The organism is Pseudorhodoferax soli, assembly GCF_003337555.1.
GTDB classification, from domain to species: domain Bacteria; phylum Pseudomonadota; class Gammaproteobacteria; order Burkholderiales; family Burkholderiaceae_C; genus Pseudorhodoferax; species Pseudorhodoferax soli.
Window position 1 is genome coordinate 168,343 of record NZ_QPJK01000012.1, and the last position, 26,149, is coordinate 194,491.

26 protein-coding genes are annotated in these 26,149 nt (G+C 66.5%); 18 read left to right on the forward strand and 8 right to left on the reverse strand.

Annotation, left to right across the window (positions count from 1 at the left end; all coding sequences use genetic code 11):
- Positions 1–13 precede the first annotated feature (13 nt).
- The 3 genes from DES41_RS32660 to DES41_RS32670 are packed head-to-tail and all read right to left on the reverse strand — an operon-like array spanning position 14 to position 2,636.
- Positions 14–1,459 (reverse strand): sensor histidine kinase, encoded by a 1,446-nt coding sequence (locus tag DES41_RS32660; RefSeq protein WP_114471802.1) that lies wholly within the window; start codon positions 1,457–1,459, stop codon positions 14–16.
- The gene (locus DES41_RS32665) at positions 1,456–2,130 is read right to left on the reverse strand and encodes a response regulator (protein ID WP_114471803.1); all 675 of its coding nucleotides are present in this window, start codon (positions 2,128–2,130) and stop codon (positions 1,456–1,458) included. Before DES41_RS32665 ends, DES41_RS32660 begins: the two co-directional genes overlap by 4 nt.
- 29 nt (positions 2,131–2,159) lie before the next feature.
- Positions 2,160–2,636 carry a MarR family winged helix-turn-helix transcriptional regulator gene (locus tag DES41_RS32670; RefSeq protein WP_114471804.1) on the reverse strand — a complete coding sequence of 159 codons (477 nt, stop codon included), beginning with the start codon at positions 2,634–2,636 and terminating at the stop codon, positions 2,160–2,162.
- Positions 2,637–2,777: 141 nt separating this feature from the next.
- Between DES41_RS32670 and recA the strand changes: the two genes are divergently transcribed.
- The 3 genes from recA to DES41_RS32685 are packed head-to-tail and all read left to right on the forward strand — an operon-like array spanning position 2,778 to position 5,497.
- Positions 2,778–3,833 (forward strand): recombinase RecA, encoded by a 1,056-nt coding sequence (gene recA / locus DES41_RS32675; protein WP_114471805.1) that lies wholly within the window; start codon positions 2,778–2,780, stop codon positions 3,831–3,833.
- On the forward strand, positions 3,830–4,288 hold the full coding sequence (recX, locus tag DES41_RS32680; RefSeq protein WP_114471806.1) for a recombination regulator RecX: 459 nt from the start codon (positions 3,830–3,832) through the stop codon (positions 4,286–4,288). Before recA ends, recX begins: the two co-directional genes overlap by 4 nt.
- On the forward strand, positions 4,289–5,497 hold the full coding sequence (locus tag DES41_RS32685) for an MFS transporter (protein ID WP_114471807.1): 1,209 nt from the start codon (positions 4,289–4,291) through the stop codon (positions 5,495–5,497). It abuts the gene before it with no gap.
- Positions 5,498–5,503: 6 nt separating this feature from the next.
- On the opposite strand, the gene argC is transcribed toward DES41_RS32685, so the two are convergent.
- Positions 5,504–6,427 carry an N-acetyl-gamma-glutamyl-phosphate reductase gene (argC, locus tag DES41_RS32690; RefSeq protein WP_114471878.1) on the reverse strand — a complete coding sequence of 308 codons (924 nt, stop codon included), beginning with the start codon at positions 6,425–6,427 and terminating at the stop codon, positions 5,504–5,506.
- 167 nt (positions 6,428–6,594) lie between these two features.
- Here argC and sucC point away from each other — a divergent pair, with 167 nt between their 5' ends.
- The 10 genes from sucC to DES41_RS32735 all read left to right on the forward strand — a co-directional run bounded on the left by sucC (position 6,595) and on the right by DES41_RS32735 (position 13,687).
- Positions 6,595–7,758: an ADP-forming succinate--CoA ligase subunit beta gene (sucC, locus tag DES41_RS32695; protein ID WP_114471808.1), complete on the forward strand. Its 1,164-nt coding sequence runs from the start codon at positions 6,595–6,597 to the stop codon at positions 7,756–7,758.
- A gap of 9 nt (positions 7,759–7,767) precedes the next feature.
- Positions 7,768–8,661 (forward strand): succinate--CoA ligase subunit alpha, encoded by an 894-nt coding sequence (gene sucD, locus DES41_RS32700; protein WP_114471809.1) that lies wholly within the window; start codon positions 7,768–7,770, stop codon positions 8,659–8,661.
- Positions 8,662–8,797: 136 nt separating this feature from the next.
- Positions 8,798–9,484: a TerC family protein gene (locus DES41_RS32705; protein WP_425466412.1), complete on the forward strand. Its 687-nt coding sequence runs from the start codon at positions 8,798–8,800 to the stop codon at positions 9,482–9,484.
- Between the two features lie 308 nt (positions 9,485–9,792).
- Positions 9,793–10,581 carry a Stp1/IreP family PP2C-type Ser/Thr phosphatase gene (locus DES41_RS32710; RefSeq protein WP_114471810.1) on the forward strand — a complete coding sequence of 263 codons (789 nt, stop codon included), beginning with the start codon at positions 9,793–9,795 and terminating at the stop codon, positions 10,579–10,581.
- Between the two features lie 41 nt (positions 10,582–10,622).
- Positions 10,623–11,297 (forward strand): FHA domain-containing protein, encoded by a 675-nt coding sequence (locus DES41_RS32715; RefSeq protein WP_114471811.1) that lies wholly within the window; start codon positions 10,623–10,625, stop codon positions 11,295–11,297.
- A gap of 163 nt (positions 11,298–11,460) precedes the next feature.
- Positions 11,461–12,255: a 3',5'-cyclic-nucleotide phosphodiesterase gene (locus tag DES41_RS32720; protein ID WP_114471812.1), complete on the forward strand. Its 795-nt coding sequence runs from the start codon at positions 11,461–11,463 to the stop codon at positions 12,253–12,255.
- Between the two features lie 25 nt (positions 12,256–12,280).
- Positions 12,281–12,463: a hypothetical protein gene (locus tag DES41_RS38120; protein ID WP_147283021.1), complete on the forward strand. Its 183-nt coding sequence runs from the start codon at positions 12,281–12,283 to the stop codon at positions 12,461–12,463.
- A gap of 140 nt (positions 12,464–12,603) precedes the next feature.
- On the forward strand, positions 12,604–12,924 hold the full coding sequence (locus tag DES41_RS32725) for an ElaB/YgaM/YqjD family protein (RefSeq protein ID WP_056655507.1): 321 nt from the start codon (positions 12,604–12,606) through the stop codon (positions 12,922–12,924).
- A 90-nt stretch (positions 12,925–13,014) separates the two neighbouring features.
- Positions 13,015–13,377: a phage holin family protein gene (locus DES41_RS32730; RefSeq protein ID WP_245965976.1), complete on the forward strand. Its 363-nt coding sequence runs from the start codon at positions 13,015–13,017 to the stop codon at positions 13,375–13,377.
- The gene (locus DES41_RS32735; protein ID WP_114471814.1) at positions 13,352–13,687 is read left to right on the forward strand and encodes a YqjK family protein; all 336 of its coding nucleotides are present in this window, start codon (positions 13,352–13,354) and stop codon (positions 13,685–13,687) included. The genes DES41_RS32730 and DES41_RS32735 overlap by 26 nt, the downstream gene beginning before the upstream one ends.
- A 1-nt stretch (position 13,688) precedes the next feature.
- Here the strand turns inward: DES41_RS32735 and uvrA are convergent, their stop codons facing one another.
- Entirely contained in the window at positions 13,689–16,655 is a 2,967-nt protein-coding gene (gene uvrA / locus DES41_RS32740; protein WP_170168357.1) for an excinuclease ABC subunit UvrA, read from the reverse strand.
- Positions 16,656–16,780: 125 nt separating this feature from the next.
- Here uvrA and ssb point away from each other — a divergent pair, with 125 nt between their 5' ends.
- Positions 16,781–17,281, forward strand: a complete 501-nt coding sequence (ssb, locus tag DES41_RS32745) for a single-stranded DNA-binding protein (RefSeq protein ID WP_114471816.1) — start codon at positions 16,781–16,783, stop codon at positions 17,279–17,281.
- A 265-nt stretch (positions 17,282–17,546) separates the two neighbouring features.
- On the opposite strand, the gene mnmA is transcribed toward ssb, so the two are convergent.
- Positions 17,547–18,653, reverse strand: coding sequence for a tRNA 2-thiouridine(34) synthase MnmA (gene mnmA / locus DES41_RS32750; RefSeq protein ID WP_114471817.1), 1,107 nt, complete (start codon positions 18,651–18,653; stop codon positions 17,547–17,549).
- A gap of 67 nt (positions 18,654–18,720) precedes the next feature.
- Positions 18,721–19,200, reverse strand: a complete 480-nt coding sequence (locus DES41_RS32755; RefSeq protein WP_114471880.1) for an NUDIX hydrolase — start codon at positions 19,198–19,200, stop codon at positions 18,721–18,723.
- Between the two features lie 504 nt (positions 19,201–19,704).
- Here DES41_RS32755 and DES41_RS32760 point away from each other — a divergent pair.
- The 4 genes from DES41_RS32760 to DES41_RS32775 are packed head-to-tail and all read left to right on the forward strand — an operon-like array spanning position 19,705 to position 25,153.
- The gene (locus DES41_RS32760; protein WP_114471818.1) at positions 19,705–21,315 is read left to right on the forward strand and encodes a Re/Si-specific NAD(P)(+) transhydrogenase subunit alpha; all 1,611 of its coding nucleotides are present in this window, start codon (positions 19,705–19,707) and stop codon (positions 21,313–21,315) included.
- Positions 21,316–21,341: 26 nt separating this feature from the next.
- Positions 21,342–22,757, forward strand: a complete 1,416-nt coding sequence (gene pntB, locus DES41_RS32765; protein WP_114471819.1) for a Re/Si-specific NAD(P)(+) transhydrogenase subunit beta — start codon at positions 21,342–21,344, stop codon at positions 22,755–22,757.
- 21 nt (positions 22,758–22,778) lie between these two features.
- Positions 22,779–24,458, forward strand: coding sequence for a long-chain-fatty-acid--CoA ligase (locus DES41_RS32770; RefSeq protein WP_114471820.1), 1,680 nt, complete (start codon positions 22,779–22,781; stop codon positions 24,456–24,458).
- Positions 24,455–25,153, forward strand: coding sequence for a 5'-methylthioadenosine/adenosylhomocysteine nucleosidase (locus tag DES41_RS32775; protein WP_114471821.1), 699 nt, complete (start codon positions 24,455–24,457; stop codon positions 25,151–25,153). Before DES41_RS32770 ends, DES41_RS32775 begins: the two co-directional genes overlap by 4 nt.
- On the opposite strand, the gene corA is transcribed toward DES41_RS32775, so the two are convergent.
- A complete protein-coding gene (gene corA / locus DES41_RS32780) occupies positions 25,146–26,132 on the reverse strand; it encodes a magnesium/cobalt transporter CorA (RefSeq protein ID WP_114471822.1) in 987 nt (328 codons plus the stop codon). The genes DES41_RS32775 and corA overlap by 8 nt on opposite strands.
- Positions 26,133–26,149: the final 17 nt, after the last annotated feature.

The following is a 26,149-nucleotide window of genomic DNA, read 5'->3' on the forward strand; positions in this document are numbered from 1 at the left end:
GCACCAGCAGCCTTCAGTTGGGCACGGGCTCCGGGCCGAAGCGCACTTCCACGCAGGTGCCCGGCGGCTGCTGGCCCGGGTGCGCATCGCGCAAGGCCACGGCCGCGCCATGCTGGCCCGCGATCTCGCGCACGATGGACAGGCCCAGGCCGGAGCCGTCGGCGTCTGTGCCCAGCGCACGGTAAAAGGGCTGGAACACGAGCTCGCGTTCGGCCGCCGGAATGCCGGGGCCGGAATCTTCCACCTGCAGGCGCAGGGGGGCATGGCCATCGGCCGCCAGCACATGGGCCGTCACCACGCCGGGCCGGTCCGGGCGCGAGGGCGTGTAGGCGATCGCGTTGTCGACCAGGTTGCGCACCAGCTCCTTGAGCAGGGTGGCATTGCCTTCCAGCTGCACGCCGGCAGCGCCGGGCAGGGCGCCGTCGTAGCCCAGGTCCAGTGATTTGTCCATGGCGCGCGGCAGCGCCTCCTGCACCACGTCCATGACCAGCCGCGCGAGATCGCACGGCTGGCGCGTGATGGGGGCGCCGGCGTTCTCGGCGCGCGCCAGCGCCAGCAGCTGGTTGACGGTGTGCGTGGCGCGGATGCTGGAGCGGCGGATCTGCAGCAGCGACTGCTTGAGTTCGTCGGCGTTGGCGCCCTCGCGCTGCGCCAGGTCGGCCTGCATGCGCAGGCCTGCCAGCGGCGTCTTGAGCTGGTGCGCGGCGTCGGCCAGGAAGCGCTTCTGCGTGGCGATGGAGTCCTTGAGCCGGGTCAGCAGGTCGTTGACCGAGGAGACCAGCGGCGCCACCTCCAGTGGCACGGTGCGGTCGTCCAGCGGCGAAAGGTCGTCGGGCTTGCGCGCGCGGATGCGCTCCTCGAGCTCGGACAGCGGCTTGATGCCACGCACCAGCGCCAGCCAGACCAGCAGCACCGCGAGCGGCAGGATCACGAACTGCGGCAGCATCACGCCCTTGATGATCTCGGCGGCCAGCACCGAGCGCTTCTCGCGCGTCTCGGCCACCTGCACGAGCGCCGCCTGGCCGCTGCTGTCCAGCGCCACCCAGGTGTAGGCCACGCGCAGGCCCAGGCCGCGCAGCTCGTCGTCGCGCAGCCGCACCTCGCCGGGCTGCGCGCGTTCGGCGTCCTGCGGCTGCGCCAGATCGCGCTCGCCGGCCAGCAGTTCGCCGCGCGGCCCCAGCACCTGGTAGAAGACCTGGTCGGATTCGTCGGCGCGCAGGAGTTCGTGCGCCGGCGGCGGCAGGCTGAACTGCAGCCGCCCGCTCTTGGGCAGCGCCACCTGCTGGGCCAGCGCGCGCACGTTGTGCTCCAGCGCGCGGTCGAACGGGTTGCCGGCGATGCCCTGGGCCACCAGCCAGGTCAGCACCAGGCTGACCGGCCACAGCAGCAGCAGCGGCGTCAGCATCCAGTCCAGGATCTCGCCGAACAGCGAACGCTGCTCGCGCTGGAAGATCTTCACGCGCTGATTTTTTCGAGGCAGTAGCCGAGGCCACGCACGGTGGCGATGCGGATCGGGCCCTTCTCGATCTTCTTGCGCAGGCGGTGGATGTAGACCTCGATGGCGTTGGTGGAGACCTCCTCGCCCCACTCGCACAGGCGCTCGACCAGCTGGTCCTTGCTGACCAGGCGGCCGGCGCGCTGCAGCAGCACCTCCAGCAGGCCCAGCTCGCGCGCCGACAGCTCGACCATGCGGCCGTCGATGGTGGCCACGCGGCCGGCCTGGTCGTATTCCAGCGGGCCATGGCGGATCGCGCTGCTGGTGGCGCCGGTGCCGCGCCGCGTGAGCGCGCGCACGCGGGCTTCGAGCTCCTGCAGCGAGAAGGGCTTGGCCATGTAGTCGTCGGCGCCGTAGTCCAGCCCCTTGACGCGTTCTTCCACGCTATCGGCCGCGGTCAGGATGAGCACCGGCAAGGCCGAGCCGCGGCCGCGCAGCGCGCGCAGCACCTCCAGGCCGTGCAGGCGCGGCAGGCCGAGGTCCAGGATCAGCAGGTCGAACTGGCTGCTGGTGCGCAGCGCTGCATCGGCCTCGGTGCCGCTGGCCACGTGGTCCACGGCCGCGCCGGAGCTGCGCAGTGCGCGCAGCAGGCCGTCGGCCAGCACCTGGTCATCCTCGGCAATCAGAATGCGCATGCGGTTCTCCGGTTGGACAGACAGAAATTCTAGGAGCCTGCGTAGGCTTCCAGCCCCAGGCTCACGACGGTGGCCACTTCGGCGCCCACCGCCTCGCGGAATTCGGCCTCGGCCTGGGCCAGTGCGCCACGGAAGGCCTGCTGCCAGGCCAGGCCGTCCGGCGTGAAGCGCACGACGCGCGCGCGCGCATCGTGCGGGTCCGTGGCCCGCGTGACCAGGCCCCAGGCCTCGCACTGCGCGATGAGGTCGCCCATGGCCTGCTTGCTCATGCCGGCACGCTCGGCCAGCACGCCGGGCCGCGTGCCGGCCACGTCCAGATGCCGCGTGATGTGCACATGGGCGGCGCTGACCTGGGCCCGCGCCGCGAGGTTGGACAGGGCGAGCGGCACCTGCACGTCGTGCGCCATCAGGGCCAGCACACGCGCATCGAAGCGGCGCAGCGCATCGCCCAGCAAACGCCCCAGATGGGCAGTGCGCCAGGCATCGTGAACGTCGATGTTCTGCATCTGCCAATCGTAAGGCAAACTGACTAAAAAACATGATTTCTAGAATCAAGAGCTGCACTACACTACTGGTCAAGCATCCAGACAGTATGTAGTCACAGTCCAGGTGCAGTTTGCAAGTCATTGATCTCAAGGAGATTTTTCATGGACGCCGCAGTGAAGCCCAATCCCGCACAAGCAGAACGCACCAAGGCCTTGCAGGCCGCCCTGGCCCAGATCGAAAAGCAATTCGGCAAGGGCACGATCATGCGCCTGGGGGAAGGCGAGGTGATCGAGGACATCCAGGTGGTCTCCACCGGCTCGCTGGGCCTGGACATCGCGCTGGGCGTCGGCGGCCTGCCACGCGGCCGCGTGGTCGAGATTTACGGCCCGGAATCCTCGGGCAAGACCACGCTGACGCTGCAGGTCATCGCCGAAATGCAGAAGCAGGCCGGCACCTGCGCCTTCGTCGACGCCGAGCACGCGCTGGACATCCAGTACGCGCAGAAGCTGGGCGTGAACCTGCAGGAGCTGTTGATCAGCCAGCCCGATACCGGTGAGCAGGCGCTGGAAATCGTCGACAGCCTGGTGCGCTCGGGCGCGGTCGACCTGATCGTGGTCGACTCGGTCGCCGCCCTGACGCCCAAGGCCGAACTCGAAGGCGAGATGGGCGATTCGCTGCCGGGCCTGCAAGCCCGGCTGATGAGCCAGGCGCTGCGCAAGCTCACGGCCACGATCAAGAAGACCAACTGCATGGTCATCTTCATCAACCAGATCCGCATGAAGATCGGCGTGATGTTCGGCAGCCCCGAGACCACCACGGGCGGCAACGCGCTGAAGTTCTACGCCTCGGTGCGCATCGACATCCGCCGCACCGGCACGATCAAGAAGGGCGACGAGGCCATCGGCAACGAGACCAAGGTCAAGGTGGTCAAGAACAAGGTGGCGCCACCCTTCAAGACGGCCGAGTTCGACATCCTGTTCGGCGAGGGCATCTCGCGCGAGGGCGAGATCATCGACATGGGCGTGGAGGCGCGCATCGTCGACAAGTCCGGCGCCTGGTACGCCTACAACGGCGAGAAGATCGGCCAGGGCCGCGACAACGCACGCGAGTTCCTGCGCGAGAACGGCGACCTGGCACGCGAGATCGAGAACAAGGTGCGCGAGAACCTGGGCATCGCGCTGCTGCCGCCCGCAGCCGCCCCAGCCAAGGGCGAGTGAACGGCGCCCGGCCAGCGCTCTCGCTGAAAGGCCGGGCGCTGCGCTATCTCTCCCAGCGCGAACACTCGCGCCCGGAACTGGAGCGCAAGCTGGCGCGCCACACCGAAGACGCCGAGGAACTGGCGCGCGCGCTGGACGAACTGCAGGCCAAGGGCTTCATCAGCGAAGCGCGGGTGGTCGAGTCGGTACTGCACCAGCGCGCCGCCCAGTACGGCGCCCTGCGGCTGCGCCAGGAGTTGCAACGCAAGGGGGTGGCGTCCGCCGCCATCAGCGAGGCCGTGGCTGGCCTGGCCGACAGCGAGTTCGACCGTGCACTGGCGCTGTGGCAACGCCGCTTCGCAGCGGCCACAGACGCGCGCGAGCACGCCAGGCAAAGCCGCTTCCTGCTGGCGCGGGGCTTCTCGGGCGCGGTGGTGACGCGTGTGCTGCGGCACCGGCCCGACAATGCGGACTGAATGCCCGCTTCTCCTGCCCGCGCCCTTTCGGCGTTGACCTTCGCCTTCGGCCTGAGCCAGTTCTTCCGCAGCTGCCTGGCCGTGATCGCACCCGAACTGCAACGCGACCTCGGCCTGTCGGCCGCCGGCTTCGGCCTGCTGTCCTCGTGCTTCTTCATGTCGTTTGCGGTGGCGCAGATCCCGGTCGGCATCGCGTTCGACCGCTACGGCGTGGGCCGGCCCACGCGCTGGCTGATGTCCATCGGCGTGGGGGCTTCGCTGCTGTTCGTGTTCGCCCCGAACGGGCCGACCGCCATGCTGGCCCAGGCCGGCCTGGGCCTGGCCTGCGCACCGGTGTTCATGGGCCTCATGCACTACGCCGGGGCGCAGCTGCCCAATGCGCAGTACGTGGCCTTCGTCGGCCGCGCCAACGCCACCGGCATGCTGGGCGCGCTGTGTGCCACCTTGCCGCTGGGCTGGGTCGCCCAGCACCTGGGCTGGCGTAGCGGCATGGCGTTCGCCGGGCTGTGCATGCTGCTGGCCTGCGTGGCCGTGTGGCGCTCGCTGCACGACGAGGGCGATGCGGACGCGCGCCGCGAGACGCCGATGGCCATGCTGGGCTCCAGCACCACGCTGCTGCTGCGGCCGGCGCTGTGGACGCTGATTCCTCTGTGCGTGGCCATGGCGGCCGGCACCAGCTTTCGCAACGCCTGGGGCGGCCCCTACCTGGCGGACCTGTTCGGTCTGCAGACGCAGGGCCGCGGTCTGGCGCTGTCGGCCGTGACCATCGCCTGCTTCGGCACTGCGCTGCTCTTGCCACGCCTGGTGCGCCGCAATGGGTTGCGCGCGACCGTGTTGGGCTGGACGCTGCTGTCGCTGGCCGGCGCGCTGGTGCTGGTGCTCTGGCCGGGCGGCGGCGCCATGCTGGCGCACCTGGCGGCCATGGCCTTGCTAGTGACCATCGGCATGCTGCATCCGCTGGTCATGACGCACGGCCGCGAGCTGCTGCCGCCGGCCTTGCGCGGGCGCGGCCTGGGCGTGCTGAACAGTTTTGTGTTCCTGGGCTCGGCGCTGACGGCCTGGGCCTTCGGCCAAATCGCAGACACCGGCCAGCGCACCGGCTGGACGCTGGAATGGACCTGGTCGGCGATCTTCGGCTGTGCCGGTGTGCTGGTGCTGCTGGGCGCGCTGCCCTACGCCTTCAGCCCACGGCCGAATGCCAGGGCTTGAGCGGGCTCACAAGCCCAGCATCAGCTTCAGGTTCTGCACCGCCGCGCCGCTGGCGCCCTTGCCCAGGTTGTCCAGCCGCGCGATGACGACGGCGTGGCGCGCGTCTTCGTTCGGGAACACGCGGATCTCCAGCCGGTTGGTGTCGTTCAGCGCCAGCGCATCGAGCTTGCCGCTTTCGGTGGGCGGCAACACCTGCACGAACTGCTCGGGCGTGTTGCTCTTGGCATAGTGGCTGGCCAGCGCCGCCTGCAGGTCGGCCGCGCGCGGCTTGCCCGGCAGGTCGTCCAGGTGCAGCGGCAGCTGCACCAGCATGCCCTGGCGGAAGTTGCCGACCGAGGGAATGAAGACCGGCCGGCGCGTGAGCCCCGTGTAGGCCATGATTTCGGGAATGTGCTTGTGCTTGAGGCCCAGGGCGTAGGTCTCGAACAGCGGAGCCTCGTTCTTCTCGTAGGCCTCGATCATGGTGCGGCCACCACCCGAGTAGCCGCTGACGGAAGGCAGCGCGATCGGGAAGTCGGCCGGCAACAGGCCCGCATCGACCAGGGGCCGCACGATGGCGATGGCGCCCGTGGCGTAGCAGCCCGGGTTGGCGACGCGGTCGGCCTGCGCAACCTTCGAAGCCTGGCCGGCCACGAGTTCGGGGAAACCGAACACCCACGACGGGTTCACGCGGTGGGCCGTGGAGGCGTCGACGATCTTGGGCTTTTTGCCCTGCAACTGGTCGATCAGCGCGACCGACTCGATGGCTGCGTCGTCGTGCAGGCACAGCACGACGAGATCGACGCCGGCCATCAGGTCGCGCTTGGCCGCCACGTCCTTGCGCAACTCGGGCGCAATGCTGACGAGTTCGATCTGTGGCATGGCCTGCAGCCGCTCGCGGATCTGCAGGCCGGTGGTGCCGGCTTCGCCATCGATGAAGACTTTGGCCATGGTGTTCGCTCGGTAGAAGTACGTGTTGACCGCACGAAATTGGTGCAGCGCACCATGATACAGTCGCCGGCTGTCCGCCGTCTGGTTGTCAAGCATCCGTCGCTGGTGGACAACAGCGAACCCGTTTTCGCCTCTCCGTCCCCAACCCTCTTCCGAGAGACCTCCTCATGAAGATTCACGAGTACCAGGGCAAGGAAATCCTTGCCAAGTTCGGCGTACCGGTGCCCCGCGGCATTCCGGCTTACACGGTGCAGGAGGCGGTCGAGGCCGCCCAGAAACTCGGCGGCCCGGTGTGGGTGGTCAAGGCCCAGATCCACGCGGGCGGCCGCGGCAAGGGCGGTGGCGTGAAGGTGGCCAAGAGCATTGAGCAGGTCAAGGAACTGGCTGGCCAAATCCTGGGCATGCAGCTCAAGACGCACCAGACCGGCCCTGAAGGCCAGAAGGTCCGTCGCCTGTACATCGAGGACGGTGCGGACATCCAGAAGGAATACTACATCTCTGCCGTGACCGACCGCGCCACGCAGAAGGTGGCGTTCATCGCCTCCAGCGAAGGCGGCATGGACATCGAGGAAGTGGCCCACTCCACGCCCGAGAAGATCATCACGGTGTTCGCCGACCCCAAGGAAGGCCTGACCGACGCGCAAGCCAAGGAAATCGCCGACGGCATCGGCATGCCGGCCGATTCGACCGCGCAGACCGTCGACATCCTGAAGAAGCTCTACGCCTGCTACATGGAAACGGACGCCTCGCTGGTCGAGATCAACCCGCTGAACCGTGACAGCAAGGGCAAGGTCATGGCGCTGGACGCCAAGTTCAACTTCGACAGCAACGCGCTGTTCCGCCATCCCGAGATCGTGGCCCTGCGCGACCTGGACGAGGAAGACCCGGCCGAGGTGGAAGCTTCCAAGTTCGACCTGGCCTACATCAGCCTGGACGGCAACATCGGCTGCCTGGTCAACGGCGCCGGCCTGGCCATGGCGACCATGGACACCATCAAGCTGTTCGGCGGCGAGCCGGCCAACTTCCTGGACGTCGGCGGTGGCGCCACGCCCGAGAAGGTGACCGAAGCCTTCAAGATCATGCTGAAGAACAAGAACGTCCAGGCCATCCTGGTCAACATCTTCGGCGGCATCATGAAGTGCGACACCATCGCCACCGGCGTGATCGCAGCCTGCAAGGCCGTGAACCTGTCCGTGCCGCTGGTCGTGCGCATGAAGGGCACGAACGAAGAGCTGGGCAAGAAGATGCTGGCCGAATCCGGCCTGCCCATCATCGCCGCAGACACCATGGCGGACGCGGCCCAGAAGGTCGTGGCCTCGGTCAAGAAGTAAGGAAGCGTCATGTCGATCTACATCAACAAAGACACCAAGGTCATCACCCAGGGCATCACCGGCAAGACCGGCCAGTTCCACACGGAGAAGTGCCAGGAATACGCGAACGGCAAGAACGCCTTCGTCGCCGGTGTGAACCCGAAGAAGGCCGGCGAGTCGATCTTCAACATCCCGATCTATGCCTCCGTCAAGGAAGCCGCCAGCCAGACCGGCGCCACCGTGTCGGTGATCTACGTGCCGCCCCCGGGCGCGGCTGCCGCGATCTGGGAAGCCGTCGAAGCCGACCTGGACATGGCGATTTGCATCACCGAAGGCATCCCGGTCCGGGACATGCTGGAAGTGCGCAACAAGATGAAGGCCAAGGAAGCTGCCGGCGGCAAGAAGACGCTGCTGTTGGGCCCGAATTGCCCCGGCCTGATCACGCCCGACGAGATCAAGATCGGCATCATGCCCGGCCACATCCACCGCAAGGGACGCGTGGGCGTGGTCTCGCGCTCCGGCACGCTGACCTATGAAGCCGTGGCCATGCTGACCGAGATCGGCCTGGGCCAGTCCAGCGCCGTCGGCATCGGCGGCGACCCGATCAACGGCCTGAAGCACATCGACGTGATGCAGGCCTTCAATGACGATCCGGAGACGGACGCCGTGATCATGATCGGCGAGATCGGCGGCCCGGACGAGGCCGACGCAGCCCGCTGGTGCAAGGACAACATGAAGAAGCCGGTGGTCGGCTTCATCGCCGGCGTGACCGCGCCTCCTGGCAAGCGCATGGGCCACGCCGGTGCGCTGATCTCTGGCGGCGCCGACACGGCCGACGCCAAGCTGGCCATCATGGAAGAGTGCGGCTTCACGATCACGCGCAACTTCTCCGAACTGGGCAAGTTGCTCAAGTCCAAGCTGTAAGAACCGGTCAGGTTCTCGTCAGGCTACGCAGTTCCACGAACTGCGGTCCTCCGGATTGCTGGGTAAACTGCCCCGGCATACAAGAAAGCGCCCTGCACGGGCGCTTTCGCATTCATAACAGCCGGAGAAATTACACATGTTCATGGGTCTCGACCTGTCTTCCGCCACGTTCTGGAGTGCATTCGGCTCCATCCTGCTGGCCAATGTCGTGCTGTCGGGCGACAACGCCGTCGTCATCGCCATGGCCGCACGGACGCTCAAGCCGGAGCAGCGCGGCAAGGCCATCTTCTTCGGCAGCGCCGCAGCCATCGTGATGCGGATCGTGCTGACGATCGTGGCGATCCGTTTGCTGACCCTGCCCTTCCTGAAGATCGCTGGTGCCGGTTTGCTGGCCTACATCGGCGTCGACCTGCTGATGGGCGAAGGCGATGGCGACGGCGGTGGCACCGAAGTCTCCGGTATGTTCAACGCGATCCGCACCATCCTCGTGGCGGACCTGGTCATGAGCCTGGACAACGTGCTGGCCGTCGCGGCCGCCGCACAGGGGAACATGCCGCTGCTGGTGCTCGGCCTGTTGGTCAGCATTCCGCTGATCGTCTTCGGCGCTTCGCTGCTGACCAAGGTCATGGAGCGTTTTCCCATCATCATCACGATCGGCGCGGCCCTGCTCGGCTTCCTGGCCGGCGAGATGCTGTTGACCGACCCGGCTGTGGGCCAGTACCTGGGCGCTGTGAGCGAAACGACGGTCAAGGCCGCCGGTCTGGCGGGAGCGGTGCTTGTCGTGGCCCTGGGCAACTGGCTGCAGCGCCGCAGCAACGCTTGAGCGGGTGTCGCCCACTGCGCTGTTGCAGGAACAGCGCAGACGGCCCCCCTTTTGGTCCCGTTCTGGCGATATTTTTGTTGGGCACCGGCAAATCGCCCTGTCATGTAACAGAATGTGGGTCCACGCCCCGGCCTCGTTCGGTGCGCTGCAGCTGACCCCAGCCGCTGAGCGCCCTTCGCCTGCATGCGTGGTGTTTTCATGCAGACGCAAGCCAGGCAAAGGGCACGAGTGCAGGCACAGCACACCAAACTTCATGCACGTGGTCCAGGCCCATCCAGCGGCCAGGACGGCGATCGGCCCGGTGCGCCATGAACTACCAGTTCCAGGCGTTGACCCATCCCGGCCGGCTGCGCCACAACAACGAAGACTCCGCGGCTTTTGACCCTGTCTGCCGCTGCAGCGTGTTGGCCGACGGCATGGGCGGCTACAACGCCGGGGAGGTGGCCAGCAGCATGGCCGTCAACGTCATCCTCGCCGAGTTCGCTGCCTGGTTCGCCGCAGCCGGGTCCAGCGCTTCCGTGCGCGAGGTCCGCAAGGCCATGGAGCGTTCCGTGCACCATGCGAACCAGGCCATCCTGAGCACGGCGCGCGCAGACCCGGACTGCGCTGGAATGGGCACCACGCTGGTCGTGGCCACGTTCCATGAGCAGCGCTTGGTGCTTGGCCACATCGGCGATTCGCGTGCGTACCGGCTGCGCGAAGGGCAGCTGCAGCAGATCACGCGCGACCATTCCCTGCTGCAAGAGCAACTCGATGCCGGGTTGATCACCCCCGCGCAAGCCGCCGTGTCGTCTCAGCGCAATCTCGTCACGCGCGCTCTCGGCATCGAGTCCGGGGTCGAGTTGGATCTGAACGAATTCGCGGTAGAAGCTGGCGACATCTACCTGCTGTGTTCGGACGGGCTGTCGGACATGGCGAACGACAGCGAGATCGGGGACATCCTGCGCGCGGCCAGCTCGCTCGAGCACAAGGCACGCCGGCTCATCGACCTTGCGAACGCCAATGGCGGCCGGGATAACATCACCGTCCTGCTCGCACAGGCGATGTCTGCTCCGGCTACCCGGCCCGGCCTGGTTTCCAGGTTGTTGCGCACTTGAATATCCATCGACATCCACATGATCAGACCCAGGAGCCGGCCATGCCAAAGTTGATCGTCTCGATCGACGGTGTAGTCATCAAGGAAGTCCAGCTCACCAAGGACCGCACGACGCTCGGCAGGCGCCCGTACAACGACGTCGTGATCGACCATCTGGCGGTCAGCGGGGAGCATGCGGCCGTGCTGATGGCCGGCAACGAAGTGCAGCTGGAAGACCTCAACAGCACGAACGGCACCTACGTCAACAGCCGGCCCATCCGCAAGCAGGTGCTGCGCCACAACGACATGGTCGAGATCGGCAAGTACAAGATCAAGTTCTTGCACGATGCACAGGATGGCAGCGAAGCGCGCATGCCGGCAGCGCCGAGCCCGGTTGCGGCGCGCACCGATGCCCCGACGCCGCAGCGTCGGGCATTCGATACCGTTCTGGGTGCAGACCTCGAGGCTACGACCGGCCCCGCATCGATCCGCGTCACCTCGGGTTCGGCAGCCGGACGCGAAGTTGCGCTGGTCAAGGTTGTGACCACCATCGGCAAGCCGGGTGTGGCCGTCGCCGCCATCACGCGCCGTCCCCACGGCTATGTGGTCGTGCATGTGGAAGGAGCGCATGCCCCGATCGTGAACGGCACCACCGTCGGCTCGACGCCAGTGGATCTCAAGCACGGCGACGTGCTCCAGTTGGCGGGCACGCAGATGGAGTTCCTCCATGGTGCGTGATCGGACGGCGCCACGCCTCGGCAAATCGTGCACGTGGGGACCTTGTTGGCAACGGAATCAGCAAATTTTCTCGACAGCGGGTCACCACTGCCTGTAGCCTTCGACATCGCGCCCTGGGCAGGAGTGTCAGGCGCCCACCTCCTCATTTCACCGAAGGAACCGGATGAAACTGCGCGTGCTCGGCTGTTCCGGCGCCATTGCAAAGGACTGTCGCACGACGTCCTTTTTGCTCGATGCCGACGTACTGGTCGATGCCGGCACCGGCGTTGGGGATCTGAGCCTGGATGAGATGCGCCTGATCGACCATGTGTTCCTGACCCATTCGCACCTGGACCACATCGCCGCGCTTCCGCTCATGGTCGATGCCATCGCATCGCAACGGACAAAGCCCATCAGCGTGCACGCACTTGCAGGCACCATTGCAGCACTCAAGGTGCACATTTTCAACAACGTCATCTGGCCAGACTTCAGCCGGATCCCCTCGGAAGCCGCTCCTTTCGTGCGTTTCCACGAGATCGAGATCGGTACGCCTGTCCAGGTCTGCGGAAAGACCATCGAGCCCCTGCCTGCCGTGCACACGGTGCCGGCCTGCGGCTATGCCGTCTCGGCGGGAGGCCCGCACTGGGTGTTCACCGGCGACACGGAACGCAACCCGGCGTTCTGGGAGCGTCTGGAACAGTTGGATGTGGCGATGCTGGTGATCGAAACCGCGTTCAGCAACCGCGAGCAAGAACTCGCTCGGCGCAGCTTGCACCTGTCGCCCGTCGCACTGGCGGAAGAATTGGCGCACATGGACCACGCCCGCAACGTGCCGATCTACATCACGCACACCAAGCCGTCGGAGACCGTGTTGATCATGGCAGAGATCGACCAGTTTGACCGCAATGCCACGCATGACAGCCCGCCTGGCGCGCACGACATCCGCTGGCTGGAAGCTGGCCAAGAATTCGAGATCTAACGTCAGGTCTCATGGCCGAGGCGCCATGGAAAAGTCGATCGACGGCAGCAGCACAGATCAGCGTCGGAATCACGACCGGCAAGGTCAGCGCAGCGAACAGCAACACCGCCGTCGCAAGCGACGCACTGTCCTGCCACCGCTGTCGGAGCAAGTTGCGCAGGTCGACGTTTCAGAAGTACTCCTTGTCCTTCATCAAAACGCTCTCTGATGCCCTGTGAAGGTGTGTTCGTCTCGATGTAGTCTTGGCGTCAGCAAAAACCCTTGCGGCACGGCCGGAAGGCTAGAGGGCCGCCGGTATCTGCTAATCTGCATACATTCCGTTTTCCATCATCACAGCGGGGAGATCCCATGTCCAAAGCGAGTGCATCCAGCGTCGAATCCCAAGAACAACTGGTCAGCGACATCAAGTCCGTGATCTCTGATGCCGAGGAAATGCTGAGCGCCACGGCAGACCAGGCAGGAGAGAAGGTCAACAACCTGCGCGCGCGCATCCAGGTTCGCCTGCACGATGCCAAGCTGCGCCTGGTCGATGCCGAAGAAGCCCTGCTGGCCAAAACCAAGGCGGCGGCGCGCGCGACCGACGAATACGTGCACGAGTCGCCCTGGACCGCGATTGGCGTCGCCGCTGCGGCCGGCGTGCTGCTGGGCCTGGCCCTCGGCCGGCGTTGACCGGCCTGCACCCCATCCTCGGGATTGGGCATGGCTAGCGCACCGCGCGGCGCGGCAGCGGGTGCCGGCCCGATCGGCGCCGTGCGCCGCATGCTGTCGACTCTCCTGGATCTGGCCCAGACACGGCTGCAGCTGATCGGCAACGAGATCCGGATCGAGAAGCACCGCGCGCTGCAGATGCTGGCGCAGGTGCTGCTCGCCATGTTCTGCGCGTGCATGGCACTGCTGATGGCGGTCGGGCTCGTTCTGGCGCTGTGGTGGGAGCAGCGTATCGCCGTGTTGAGCGTGCTGCTGGTCCTGTTCGCTGCTGCCGCGTTCTGGCTGCAGCATCTGGTCCGCAGCCGGCGTGCCATGCAGGACCATCCTTTCGCCGCCAGCTTGGCGGAGTTGCAAGAGGACCTGCGGCAGTTGAAGGAGACGGCCCAGCATGCGCCGCCGCAAGAACCTCGCTGAGCTGGAGCGCGAGCGCGGCCGCTTGCTGGAACGCATCGGCGTGCAGCGCAGCCAGCTACCAGCGCAGTTTGCGCCGGTGGCGCATCTGCTGCAGTTCAGCGAACGCGTTGCACAGACCGTACAGTCTGCGCGCACGTTCGTACGGGGACATCCCTGGGCGATGGGCGCCATAGGCGCCGTGCTGGTACTGCGACGGCCCCGGTCCCTCGGACGCTGGATGAAGCGGGGCCTTCTGGTCTGGCGCACCTGGCGCACCGCTCGGAACTTTGCCCAGGCGCTCCAGCGTCAGCTGAACCGTCCTTCAGGTTGAATCAAGTTGCCAGGTAGCGGCGCAGGTAGCGGCCCGTGTGGCTCGCCTCGTGCGCGGCAATCTGCTCGGGTGTGCCAACGGCCAGCACCTGCCCTCCACCAGCGCCGCCTTCGGGCCCCATGTCGACGAGCCAATCCGCCGTTTTGATCACATCCAGGTTGTGCTCGATCACAACGATGGTGTTCCCCGCGTCGCGCAGTTGGTGCAGAACGCGCAACAAGAGATCAATGTCCGCGAAGTGCAGGCCCGTGGTGGGTTCATCCAGGATGTAAAGAGTGCGGCCGGTGTCGCGCTTGGACAGCTCCAGCGCCAGCTTGACCCGCTGCGCTTCGCCGCCCGACAGGGTGGTGGCTGCCTGGCCCAATTTGATGTAAGAAAGCCCCACATCGAGCAGCGTCTTGAGCTTGCGTGCGAGCGCTGGCACCGCCTGCAAGAAGTCGTATGCGGCCTCGACCGTCAGATCCAGGATCTCCGCAATGTTCTTGCCCTTGTAGACGACTTCCAGCGTCTCACGGTTGTAGCGCTGCCCATGGCAAACGTCGCAAGGCACGTAGACGTCCGGCAAGAAGTGCATCTCCACCTTCACGACGCCGTCGCCCTGGCAGGCCTCGCAGCGCCCCCCGGCCACATTGAAAGAGAAGCGCCCAGGACCATAACCACGCTCGCGCGCCGTCGGCACTTCGGCCATCAACTCGCGGATCGGCGTGAACAGGCCGGTGTAGGTGGCCGGGTTGCTGCGGGGCGTGCGGCCAATCGGCGACTGGTCGACGTTGATGACCTTGTCGAACTGCTCCAGCCCGGCGATCTCGTCGTGCGCCGCCGGCTCCTCGTGCGCCCGGTAGATTTGGCGCGCCGCCGCCGCGTACAAGGTGTCGTTGACCAGCGTGGACTTGCCCGAGCCTGACACGCCGGTCACACAGGTGAACAGGCCGACCGGGAAGTCCACGTCCACGCCCTTGAGGTTGTGGCCGCGCGCGCCTCGTACGCCGATGGTCTGCAGCGCACCGTTGGCGACATCGCCCGTGGCCGGCAGCCAGGGCGTGCGCCGCGCAGGCACGTCGATGCGCAAGGCACCCGACAGGTAGCGGCCCGTGAGCGAGGCGCCATTGGCCTTGATGGCCGCGATGTCGCCCTGGGCCACGACACGGCCGCCATGCACACCAGCACCGGGCCCCATGTCGATGACGTGGTCTGCGGCAGCCATCATGTCTTCGTCGTGCTCGACCACCAGCACGCTGTTGCCCAGGTCGCGCAGGTGCTGCAGCGTCCCGATCAGGCGGTCGTTGTCGCGCTGGTGCAGGCCGATGCTGGGCTCGTCCAGCACATACATCACGCCGGTCAGGCCCGAGCCGATCTGCGAGGCCAGCCGAATGCGCTGCGACTCCCCGCCCGACAGCGTCTCGGCGCTGCGGTCCAGGCTCAGGTAATTCAGGCCGACATCGTTGAGAAACTTCAGGCGCAGGCCGATCTCGCGCACGACCTTGGCCGCGATGTCCGCCTTGGACCCGTGCAGTTGCAGGCCGTCGAAGTAGGCCTGGCTTTCGCGCAGCGTGGCGCTGCTGATCTCGTAGATCGCCCGCGCCTGCGCACCCTCGCCAACCTTCACATGGCGCGCCTCACGGCGCAGCCGCGAGCCATGGCATTCGGGGCAGGGTTGCACGCTGCGGTAGCGGGCCAGGTCTTCGCGCACCACGGCGGAATCGGTCTCGCGGTAACGCCGCTGCATGTTGGGGATCACGCCTTCGAAAGCGTGCTTCTTGGTCAGTTTCCTGCCCTGGAAGTTGCCCGACTCCATGACGTAGCTGAACTTGATCTCTTCCTCGCCCGAGCCGTGCAGCACCACCTGGCGCACCAACGCGGGCAGCTCGTCCCACGGCGTCTCGGCATTGAAGCGGTAGTGCTTGGCCAGGCTCTCGACCAACGCGAAGTAATAGCCGTTGCGCCGGTCCCAACCCTTGATGGCGCCGCTGGCCAAGCTCAGCGTCGGAAAGCCGACCACGCGCGCAGGGTCGAAAAACTCCTGCGCGCCCAGTCCGTCGCAGCTGGGGCAGGCGCCGACCGGCGAATTGAACGAGAACAGCCGCGGCTCCAGTTCGCTGATCGAATAGCCGCAGACAGGACAGGAAAACTTGGCGTTGAACAGGTGCTCACGCGGCTGCCCCGGCGTGCCGTCGGCGTGCGGCGCGGCGTCCATCTCCAACGCGATGGCACGGCCATCGGCCAGCCGCAGCGCTGCTTCGAAACTTTCCGCCAGGCGCTGGCGCAGGCCACCGCCTGCGCCTTCCTGATCGGCACGTACCTTGATGCGGTCGATCACGACGTCGATGTCGTGCTTCTCGGTCTTCTTGAGCTTGGGCAGGTTGTCGAAGTCGTAGGCCTGTCCGTCGATGCGAAAGCGCACATAGCCCTGCGCCTGCAGCTCGGCAAAGACATCCGTGAACTCGCCCTTGCGCTCGCGCGCGATCGGCGCAAGCACCATCAGCCGGGTGCCCTCGGGCAGCGCCAGCACCGTGTCGACCATCTGCGCCACGGTCTGGGCCGACAAGGGCAAGTGGTGGTCCGGGCAATAGGGCGTGCCGGCGCGCGCGAACAGCAGGCGCAGGTAGTCGTGGATCTCGGTCACCGTGCCTACGGTGGAGCGCGGGTTGTGGCTGGTCGCCTTCTGCTCGATGGAGATCGCGGGAGACAGCCCCTCGATCAAGTCCACATCCGGCTTGTCCATCAGCTGCAGGAACTGCCGCGCATAGGTCGACAGGCTTTCCACATAGCGGCGCTGCCCCTCGGCGTACAGCGTGTCGAACGCCAAGGAGGATTTGCCCGAACCCGACAACCCCGTGATCACCACGAGCCGGTTGCGCGGAATGTCCAGATCGATGTTCTTGAGGTTGTGCGTGCGCGCACCGCGGACGCTGATGCGCTGCAGTTGCAGCGCGGTCGCGAGGTAAGAGCCGTCCTTGGGGTCGTTCAAGATGCGCGTCCGGGAAAACCCGCCATGATAAGCGGCGGCGCTTTCGGGCGCAGACCCTGCCTTCCCAAATCCGGATGCGGCACAATCGATGCCATTTTCCCCGCATCGGCAGCACAGGCATCACCATGGCATCCGTCAACAAAGTCATCATCGTCGGCAACCTGGGCCGTGACCCCGAAACGCGCACCTTCCCGAGCGGTGGCCAGGTCTGCAACGTGCGGATCGCCACCACCGACCGTTGGAAGGACAAGCAGAGCGGCGAGATGCGCGAGATCACCGAGTGGCACAACGTGGTCTTCAACGACCGCCTGGCCGAGATCGCCAACCAGTACCTGCGCAAGGGCTCGCAGGTCTATGTGGAAGGTTCGCTGCGCACGCGCAAGTGGACCGACAAGGACGGCAACGAGCGCTACACCACCGAAATCCGCGCCGACCAGATGCAAATGCTGGGCGCCCGGCAAGGCATGGGTGGCCCGTCGTCCTCCGGCGACGACGAGGGTGGCTACGAAGCCCCGCGCCGCCCGGCCGCGCCGCCTGCCCGCGCACCGGCGCCGCGCGCCGCGCCCGCTCCTGCGCCCAAGGCCTCGAGTGGCTTCGACGACATGGACGACGACATTCCGTTCTGAGAACAACCCCTGCTGAACAGCCGACACCGCGCCCTGGGCAATTGCTGCCCAGGGCGTTTTCGTTCATGGGGCTGGAACAACACTCCAGCAGCAGGATTGGCGCCCGGGTTTCGCTCCGGGCAAGCGGGAGAGACCTGATCTCCTTCAGCCCACACGACCCGGTGGGCAGGGGACAGCTTGTCCAGTGGCGCGGAGCTTACCCACGCCCGGTGGCGCACCAGCGCAGCATCACGCGTGAATATGCACAACGGCCAGAACGGCCGGTTCAGCCCTGCGCGCTGGCGATCACACCACCGCCCAGGCAGACCTCGCCGTCGTACAACACGGCCGACTGCCCTGGCGTGACGGCCCACTGCGGGGCGCCGAATTCCAGCGCGAACGCGCCATTGGCGCCCGCCGCCAGCGCGCAAGGCGCGTCCGCCTGGCGGTAGCGCGTCTTGCTGGCATAGGCCCCCGGCGCTGGCGGATGGCCAGCCGTCCAGCTGGCATCGTCGGCCACCAGCGCCTGCGACTGCAGCCAGGGATGGCCGTGCCCCTGCACCACCCACAGCGTGTTGCGCTCCATGTCCTTGCGCGCAACGAACCAGGGCGCGTGCTCGCCACCACCGCGCGGCGCGCCTTTCTCTTTCAAGCCACCGATGCCCAGCCCCTGGCGCTGGCCCAGCGTGTAGAACGACAGCCCCTGGTGCTGCCCGAGAACGCGGCCGCGCTCATCCTTGATCGGGCCGGGCTCCTTGGCGATGTATCGGTTCAGGAAATCGCGGAACGGCCGCTCGCCGATGAAGCAGATGCCCGTGGAGTCCTTCTTCTTCGCGTTCGGCAGGCCGATCTCGGCGGCCAGCCGGCGCACCTCCGTTTTTTGTAACTCGCCGACGGGGAACAGCGTCCTGGACAGCTGCGCCTGCGTCAGGCGGTGCAGGAAGTAGCTCTGATCCTTGGAAGGGTCCAGCCCCTTGAGAAGCTCGAAGCGCCCGTCGCATTCGCGCACGCGTGCATAGTGGCCGGTCGCGATCTTCTCGGCGCCCAGGCGCATCGCATGGTCGAGGAAGGCCTTGAACTTGATCTCGGCGTTGCACAGCACATCGGGATTGGGCGTGCGGCCGGCCTGGTATTCGCGCAGGAACTCGGCGAACACGCGGTCCTTGTACTCGGCCGCGAAGTTCACATGCTCGATCTCGATGCCGACCACGTCGGCCACGGCCGCGGCATCGACGAAGTCTGCGTTGGACGAGCAGTACTCGGAGTCATCGTCGTCCTCCCAGTTCTTCATGAAGATGCCCACCACCTCATAACCCTGCTGCTTGAGCAGCCAGGCAGTGACCGAGGAATCCACCCCACCGCTCAGACCGACGACGACACGCTGCTTGCCCATGCCGCGATTCTAGAAAGCGGCGCCCGCCCGCGTGCGCCGGGGCGCCCAAGACCCGGGCAGAACCCGGTCAGCGCGCCAGGACCGAAGAGTCGGTGTAGACCAAGTCGAGCGGATACCGGCAACCGGCCAAGTAGTCTTCCATGCAGCGCAGCAACAGCGGGCTGCGGTGGCGGTCGGCGCTGGCGCGCACCTCGTCCGCGGTGAGCCACAGCGTGCGGACGATGCCCTGGTCCAGCGGGCGGCCGGGCTCGGGCAGGCCCACGTCGCCGCAGTAGGCAAAACGCAGATAGGTCACGTCCTCGCCCGTGCTTTCGCGCACGAAACGCGACAGGTAGACGCCCACGAGCGCGTGCGGCAAGAAGGGATGTGCGGTTTCCTCCAGCACCTCGCGTGCGCACCCCTGCAACGGCGATTCGCCCGGGTCCAGGTGGCCGGCCGGATTGTTCAGGCGCAGGCCTTCGGGCGTTTCTTCCTCGACCAGCAGGAAGCGCCCTTGCCGCTCGATGACGGCGGCGACCGTGACACTGGGTTTCCAACGCGTTTGCATGGTGCACATCATAAGAAGACATCCGGCCCCGATCTTTTCGCCGGCTGGCCTTCCTCCGGCCCGATGGCAGCCGTCCTCGCACCGTACCTCGCGTACGTTTGCCCCGGCAAGGAGGCGGCCTGTGTCACGCTCTTTTCAGCGGCTGTCCGCGCGGGGAAGTCGGGTAAGCTCCGCCCGCACCAGAGACAACGACAACGCGAGGGAAGGAGCACCCCATGCAGATCGGAGTGCCCGCCGACATACCGGCCGGCAAGAAAACACGCACAGCAGCCATCCAGCAGGCCGCGCTGCGGCGTGTGGCGCAACACACCCCGGACATGGCGCTCCGTACCGCCCCCGCCGCCCCAAGCGCAGCAGGGCATCCCAGCTGAGTCCCACCTGGGCGGCAAGGACGCCGCGCAACCAGCCTGCCTAGCCATCGCGGCGCCAACGCCAACCGAGCGTGCCCAGCGGCTGCGGCCTGCGCCTCGGCCGCACCACCAGAACAATTTCAGGAGGTCTTTCATGCAAACCGCTTCCACCCAGCCGCCGCAGCGCATCGGCGTCCCACGCGAGATTTTCCCGGGCGAGAAACGTGTGGCCACCGTGCCCGAAGTCGTCGAAAAACTCATCAAGCTCGGCTTCACGGTGTCGGTGCAATCCGGCGCAGGCGAGGCGGCCAATTGCAGCGACGACGCCTACCGGGCCGCCGGCGCCGAGATCGTGGCCGACGCGGCCGCACTCTGGCGCACGGCGGACATCGTGTTCAAGGTGCGCCCACCCACGCCGGAGGAAGTGGGGCTGATGCGCGAAGGCGGCACCCTCATCGACTTCATCTGGCCCGCGCAGAACCCCGACCTGATGCAGCAGCTCGCCGCCCGGCGCGCAAGCGTGCTGGCCATCGATTGCCTGCCACGCACGCTTTCTCGCGCGCAGAAGATGGATGCGCTGACCTCGATGGCCGGCGTGTCCGGCTACCGCGCGGTGATCGAGGCCGCCAACGCCTTCGGCCGTTATTTCGCCGGGCAGATCACGGCGGCCGGCAAGGTGCCGCCGGCCAAGGTCTTCATCGCCGGTGCGGGTGTGGCCGGCCTGTCGGCCATCGGCACGGCGGCCAGCCTGGGCGCCATCGTACGCGCCAACGACACGCGCGCCGAGGTGGCCGACCAGGTCACCTCGCTGGGCGGCGAGTTCGTCAAGGTGGACTACGAGGAAGAGGGCTCGGGCGGCGGCGGCTACGCCAAGGTCATGAGCGAGGGCTTCCAGGCCGCGCAGCGTGACATGTACGCGAAGCAGGCCAAGGACGTGGACATCATCATCACCACCGCGCTGATCCCCGGCAAGCCTGCGCCCAAGCTGATCACGGCCGAGATGGTGCAGAGCATGAAGCCCGGCAGCGTGATCGTGGACATGGCGTCCGAACAGGGCGGCAACTGCGAGCTCACCGTGCCCGGCGAAGCCGTGGTGCGCCATGGCGTGACCATCGTGGGCTACACCGACCTGGCCTCGCGCCTGGCCAAGCAGTCCTCCACGCTGTATGCGACCAACCTGCTGCGCCTGACCGAGGAGCTGTGCAAGGCCAAGGACGGCGTGGCCGTGGTCAACATGGAGGACGACGCGATCCGCGGCCTGACCGTGGTCAAGGACGGCACCATCACCTGGCCCGCGCCGCCGCTGGCCCAGGTGGCCAAGCCGCCCGCAGCTGCCAAGCCGGCCGTGGCGCCCGCCGCCAAGAAGGGCGGCCACGGCCATGGCAGCAGCGGGCCGCTGCCGGCCAAGACGCTGGCCATCGTTTTCACGGTGGCGGCACTGGCGTTCTGGTTCATCGGCAGCTTCGCCCCCGCCGCCTTCCTGGGCCACTTCACCGTCTTCGTGCTGGCCTGTTTCATCGGCTACATGGTGGTGTGGAACGTGACGCCGGCGCTGCACACGCCGCTCATGAGCGTGACCAACGCCATCTCCAGCATCATCGCCATCGGGGCGCTGGTGCAGATCGCGCCGCCCGATGCGACGGCCGGTGGCCGCCCCGACGACCTGATCCGCTGGCTGGCCTTCGCGGCCCTGGTGCTCACGGCGGTGAACATGTTCGGCGGTTTCGCGGTCACGCGTCGCATGCTGGCCATGTTCCAGAAATAAGAAGAACAAGAAGAGAGAACGACACCATGTCCCAAAGTCTTGCAACGGTGGCCTACCTGGGCGCCGCCATCCTGTTCATCCTGAGCCTGGGGGGGCTGTCCAACCCCGAGACCTCGCGCCGCGGCAACCTGTTCGGCATGGTCGGCATGGCGCTGGCCGTGCTGGCCGCGGTCTTCGGGCCGCGCGTGAGCAGCGGCGGCATCGCCTGGATCGTGGTCGCCCTCGTCATCGGCGGTGGCATCGGCCTGTACGCGGCCAAGGTCGTCAAGATGACGCAGATGCCCGAGCTGGTTGCGCTCATGCACAGCCTGGTGGGCCTGGCGGCCTGCCTGGTGGGATTCGCCAGCTACGTCGACACCTCCATTCAGTACCAGGGCGCCGAGAAGGTCATCCACGAGGTGGAGATCTACGTCGGCATCCTGATCGGCGCCGTGACCTTCTCGGGCTCGCTGGTCGCGTTCGGCAAGCTCAACGGCAAGATCGGCGGCAAGCCGCTGCTGCTGCCAGGGCGCCATTGGCTCAACCTGGCTGCACTGCTGATCGTGGTGTGGTTCGGCCGCCAGTTCATCCACGCCGACACCGTGGGCGTCGGCATGCTGTCGCTGCTCGTGATGACCGTGATCGCGCTGCTGTTCGGCGTGCACATGGTGATGGCCATCGGCGGTGCCGACATGCCTGTGGTGGTGTCGATGCTCAACAGCTACTCGGGCTGGGCCGCTGCGGCCACCGGCTTCATGCTCAGCAACGACCTACTGATCGTGACCGGCGCACTGGTGGGCTCCTCGGGTGCCATCCTGTCCTACATCATGTGCCAGGCCATGAACCGCAACTTCATCAGCGTGATCGCGGGCGGCTTCGGCTCCGGCGCTCCGGCCAAGAAGAGCGGCGATGCGGCCGCCGCCGAGCCGCAGGGCGAAGTGACGCCCATCACGGCGGCCGACACCGCTGAACTGCTGCGCGATGCCAAGAGCGTGGTCATCGTGCCCGGCTACGGCATGGCCGTCGCGCAGGCCCAGCACACGGTGAACGAGATCACCCGCACCCTGCGCGCCAAGGGCGTGAACGTGCGCTTCGCGATCCACCCCGTGGCCGGCCGCATGCCCGGCCACATGAACGTGCTGCTGGCCGAAGCCAAGGTGCCCTACGACATCGTGATGGAGATGGACGAGATCAACGAGGACTTCCCGGACACGGACGTCGCCATGGTCATCGGCGCCAACGACATCGTGAACCCGGCCGCGCAGGACGACCCCACCAGCCCCATCGCCGGCATGCCGGTGCTGGAGGTGTGGAAGGCCAGGCATTCCGTTGTGATGAAGCGTTCCATGGCCTCGGGCTATGCCGGCGTCGATAACCCCTTGTTCTACAAGGAAAACAACCGCATGTTGTTCGGCGACGCGAAGAAGATGCTGGACGAGGTGCTGGCCGCATTGAAGGCCTGAACGCAGAACGAAGGAGATTGCATGAGCGAGCGCATCTGGCTGCAGAGCTATCCGCCGGGCGTGCCCAGCGACATCGACCCTGGCGAATACCCCTCGCTGGTCGCCCTCATGGAAGAAAGCTTCTCGAAGTTCGCCGACCGCACAGCCTACAGCTTCATGGGCCGCGATGTCAGCTACGCCGAGACCGACCAGCTCAGCGGGCGCTTCGCAGCCTATCTCCAGAGCCTGGGACTGGCACGCGGTGACCGCATCGCCGTGATGATGCCCAACGTGCCGCAGTACCCGGTGGCCGTGGCAGCCATCCTGCGCGCTGGCTATGTGCTGGTGAACATCAATCCGCTGTACACGCCGCGCGAGTTGGAGCACCAACTCAAGGACTCGGGCGCCAAGGCCATCGTCATCATCGAGAACTTCGCCGCGACGCTCGTGCATTGCATCCAGGCCACGCCGGTCCGCCATGTGGTGCTCTGCGCCATGGGCGACCAGTTGGGCATGCTCAAAGGCGCGCTGGTGAACTACGTGGTGCGCAAAGTCAAGAAGCTGGTGCCGCCGTTCTCGCTGCCCGGCGCAGTGCGCTTCAACGACGCCGTTGCCCGTGGCGCACGCGCGCAGTTCACCAAGCCGCAGATCGGCCCGGAGGACCTGGCCGCGCTGCAGTACACCGGCGGCACCACCGGCGTGAGCAAGGGCGCCATGCTGACGCACCGCAACGTGATCGCGAACGCGCTGCAGTCCGAAGCATGGAACCAGCTGGCCATGGATCGGGTACCGCAGGGCGTGCAACCGGTCTCCGTCTGCGCGCTGCCGCTGTACCACATCTTCGCGTTCACCGTGGGGATGATCCTGACGATGCGCACCGGCGGCAAGCTGGTGCTGATCCCCAACCCGCGCGATCTGCCGGCCGTGCTCAAGGAACTCTCCAAGCACCAGATCCACAGCTTCCCGGCCGTCAACACGCTGTTCAATGGGCTGGCCAATCACCCGGACTTCAACACCGTCGACTGGAGCCACCTCAAGGTGTCCATCGGTGGCGGCATGGCCGTGCAGAGTGCTGTCGCCAAATTGTGGCTGGAGAAGACCGGCTGCCCGATCTGCGAAGGCTACGGCCTGTCCGAGACCTCGCCATCGGCCAGCTGCAATTCGCCGACCAACAAGGAGTTCACCGGCACCATCGGCCTGCCATTGCCGAGCACCTTCTTCAAGCTGCTCGACGACGACGGCCACGAGGTCGTCCCGGGCCAGCCCGGCGAGATCGCCATCAAGGGCCCGCAGGTGATGGCCGGCTACTGGCAGCGGCCCGACGAGACCGCCAAGGTCATGACCGCCGACGGCTACTTCAAGACCGGCGACATCGGCACCATGGACGAGCACGGCTTCTTCCGCATCATCGACCGCAAGAAGGACATGATTCTGGTCAGCGGCTTCAATGTCTATCCGAACGAGATCGAGGATGTGGTGGCCCAGCTCGACGGCGTGCTGGAGGTGGCCTGCGTGGGCATGCCCGACGACAAGACCGGCGAGGCCGTCAAGCTCGTGCTGGTGCGCAAGAACCCCGAACTCAGCGAAGAGGCCGTGCGCGCCTATTGCCGCGCAAACCTGACCGGCTACAAGCAGCCGCGCGTGATCGAGTTCCGCACCGAACTGCCCAAGACGCCGGTGGGCAAGATCCTGCGCCGCCAGCTGCGCGACCAAGCTGCATGAAGACCGCCATCGTCAGCGCCATGCGCGAGGAACTCGCTGCCGTGCTGGCCCTGCTGCCCGACGAACAGTGCCAGCGCGTGGCAGGCCGCGACTTCTGGGTCGGCCACCTGCACGGGCAGGAAGTGGTGGCCGTGCTGGCGCGCATCGGCAAAGTGGCTGCTGCCACCACGGCCACGCTGCTGGCCGAACGCTTTCGCGTCGACCGCGTCGTCTTCACAGGCGTGGCCGGCGGCATCGGTTCCGGGGTGAGCGTGGGCGACGCGGTCGTCGCCAACGCCTTTTTGCAGCACGACATGGATGCGTCGCCGCTGTTCCCGCGGCACGAGGTGCCGCTCTACGGCATGAGCCGTTTCGAGGCCGACCCTGCGCTGCGTGACGCGCTGGTGCAGGCCGCGCGCCAGGCGCTGCCGCACGCCCAAGTGCACGAGGGATTGATCGTCAGCGGCGACCGCTTCGTCAGCAGCTCGGCCGAGGTGCGCGCCCTGCGCGCAGCGCTGCCCGACGTGCTGGCCGTGGAGATGGAAGGCGCAGCCTTCGCGCAGGTGTGCCACGATTTCGATCTGCCGTTTGCGGCCGTGCGGACCATCTCGGACCGCGCCGACGAGGCCGCGCACCGCGACTTTCTGCAGTTCGTGCGCACGGTGGCCAGCCCGGCCTCGGCGGCCATCGTGCAGGCCCTGCTCGCCGCTACTTGAGCCAGCCGCGCCGGCGGAAGTACAGCATCGGCACGAGTGCGCTGGCCGCCATCAGGCCCAGCGCATACGGGTAGCCCATGGCCCAGTCCAGCTCCGGCATGAACTTGAAGTTCATGCCGTAGATGCTGGCAATCAAAGTCGGCGGCAGCAAGGCCACGCTGGCCACCGAGAAGATCTTGATGATCTTGTTCTGGTTGATGTTGATGAAACCGACCGTCGCATCCATCAGGAAGTTGATCTTGTCGAAGAGGAAGGCGGTGTGGCTGTCCAGCGACTCGATGTCGCGCAGGATCTGGCGCGCCTCCTCGAACTGCTCGGCATTGAGCATGCGGCTTCGCATCATGAAGCTGACCGCGCGGCGCGTGTCCATGGCATTGCGGCGGATGCGGCCATTCAAGTCTTCCTGGCGCGCGATCAGGCCCAGCACCTCGCCTGCCGTCTCGTCGCTGACGTTGCCGTTGAGGACCAACGTGCCGGCCTTTTCCAGCTCGTCATACACGCCTTCCAGCGTGTCGGCCGAATACTCTGCGTCGGCGTCGAACAGCTTGAGCAGCACTTCCTTGGCGTCTTCGATCAGGCCGGGTGCGCGCCGCGCACGCATGCGCAGCAGCCGGAACACCGGCACGTCCTCGTCGTGGATCGAGAACAGCACGCCGCGGCTCTTGAGTTCGGCGTTGTGCTGGTTCAGGATGAAGGCCACACGCACGTGGCGCGGATCATCCGGGTCCGCGATCAGGAAGTCGCTGCGCACATGCAGGTCGCCGTTGTCTTCCTCGTAGAAACGGGCCGATTCCTCGATGTCCTCGTCCGTCACGTCCTCGGGGATGGACAGGCCGTAATACTGCTTGACCCAGCGCTTTTCCTCCAGCGTGGGCGACTCCAGGTCGACCCAGATCGGCTGGAACTGCGACAGTTCTTCGAGCGAATCGATTTCTTCCTGGACCAGCCGCCCGTTGGCCAGGGTGAAGATGTTCAGCATGGGGAATCCCCTGTGGT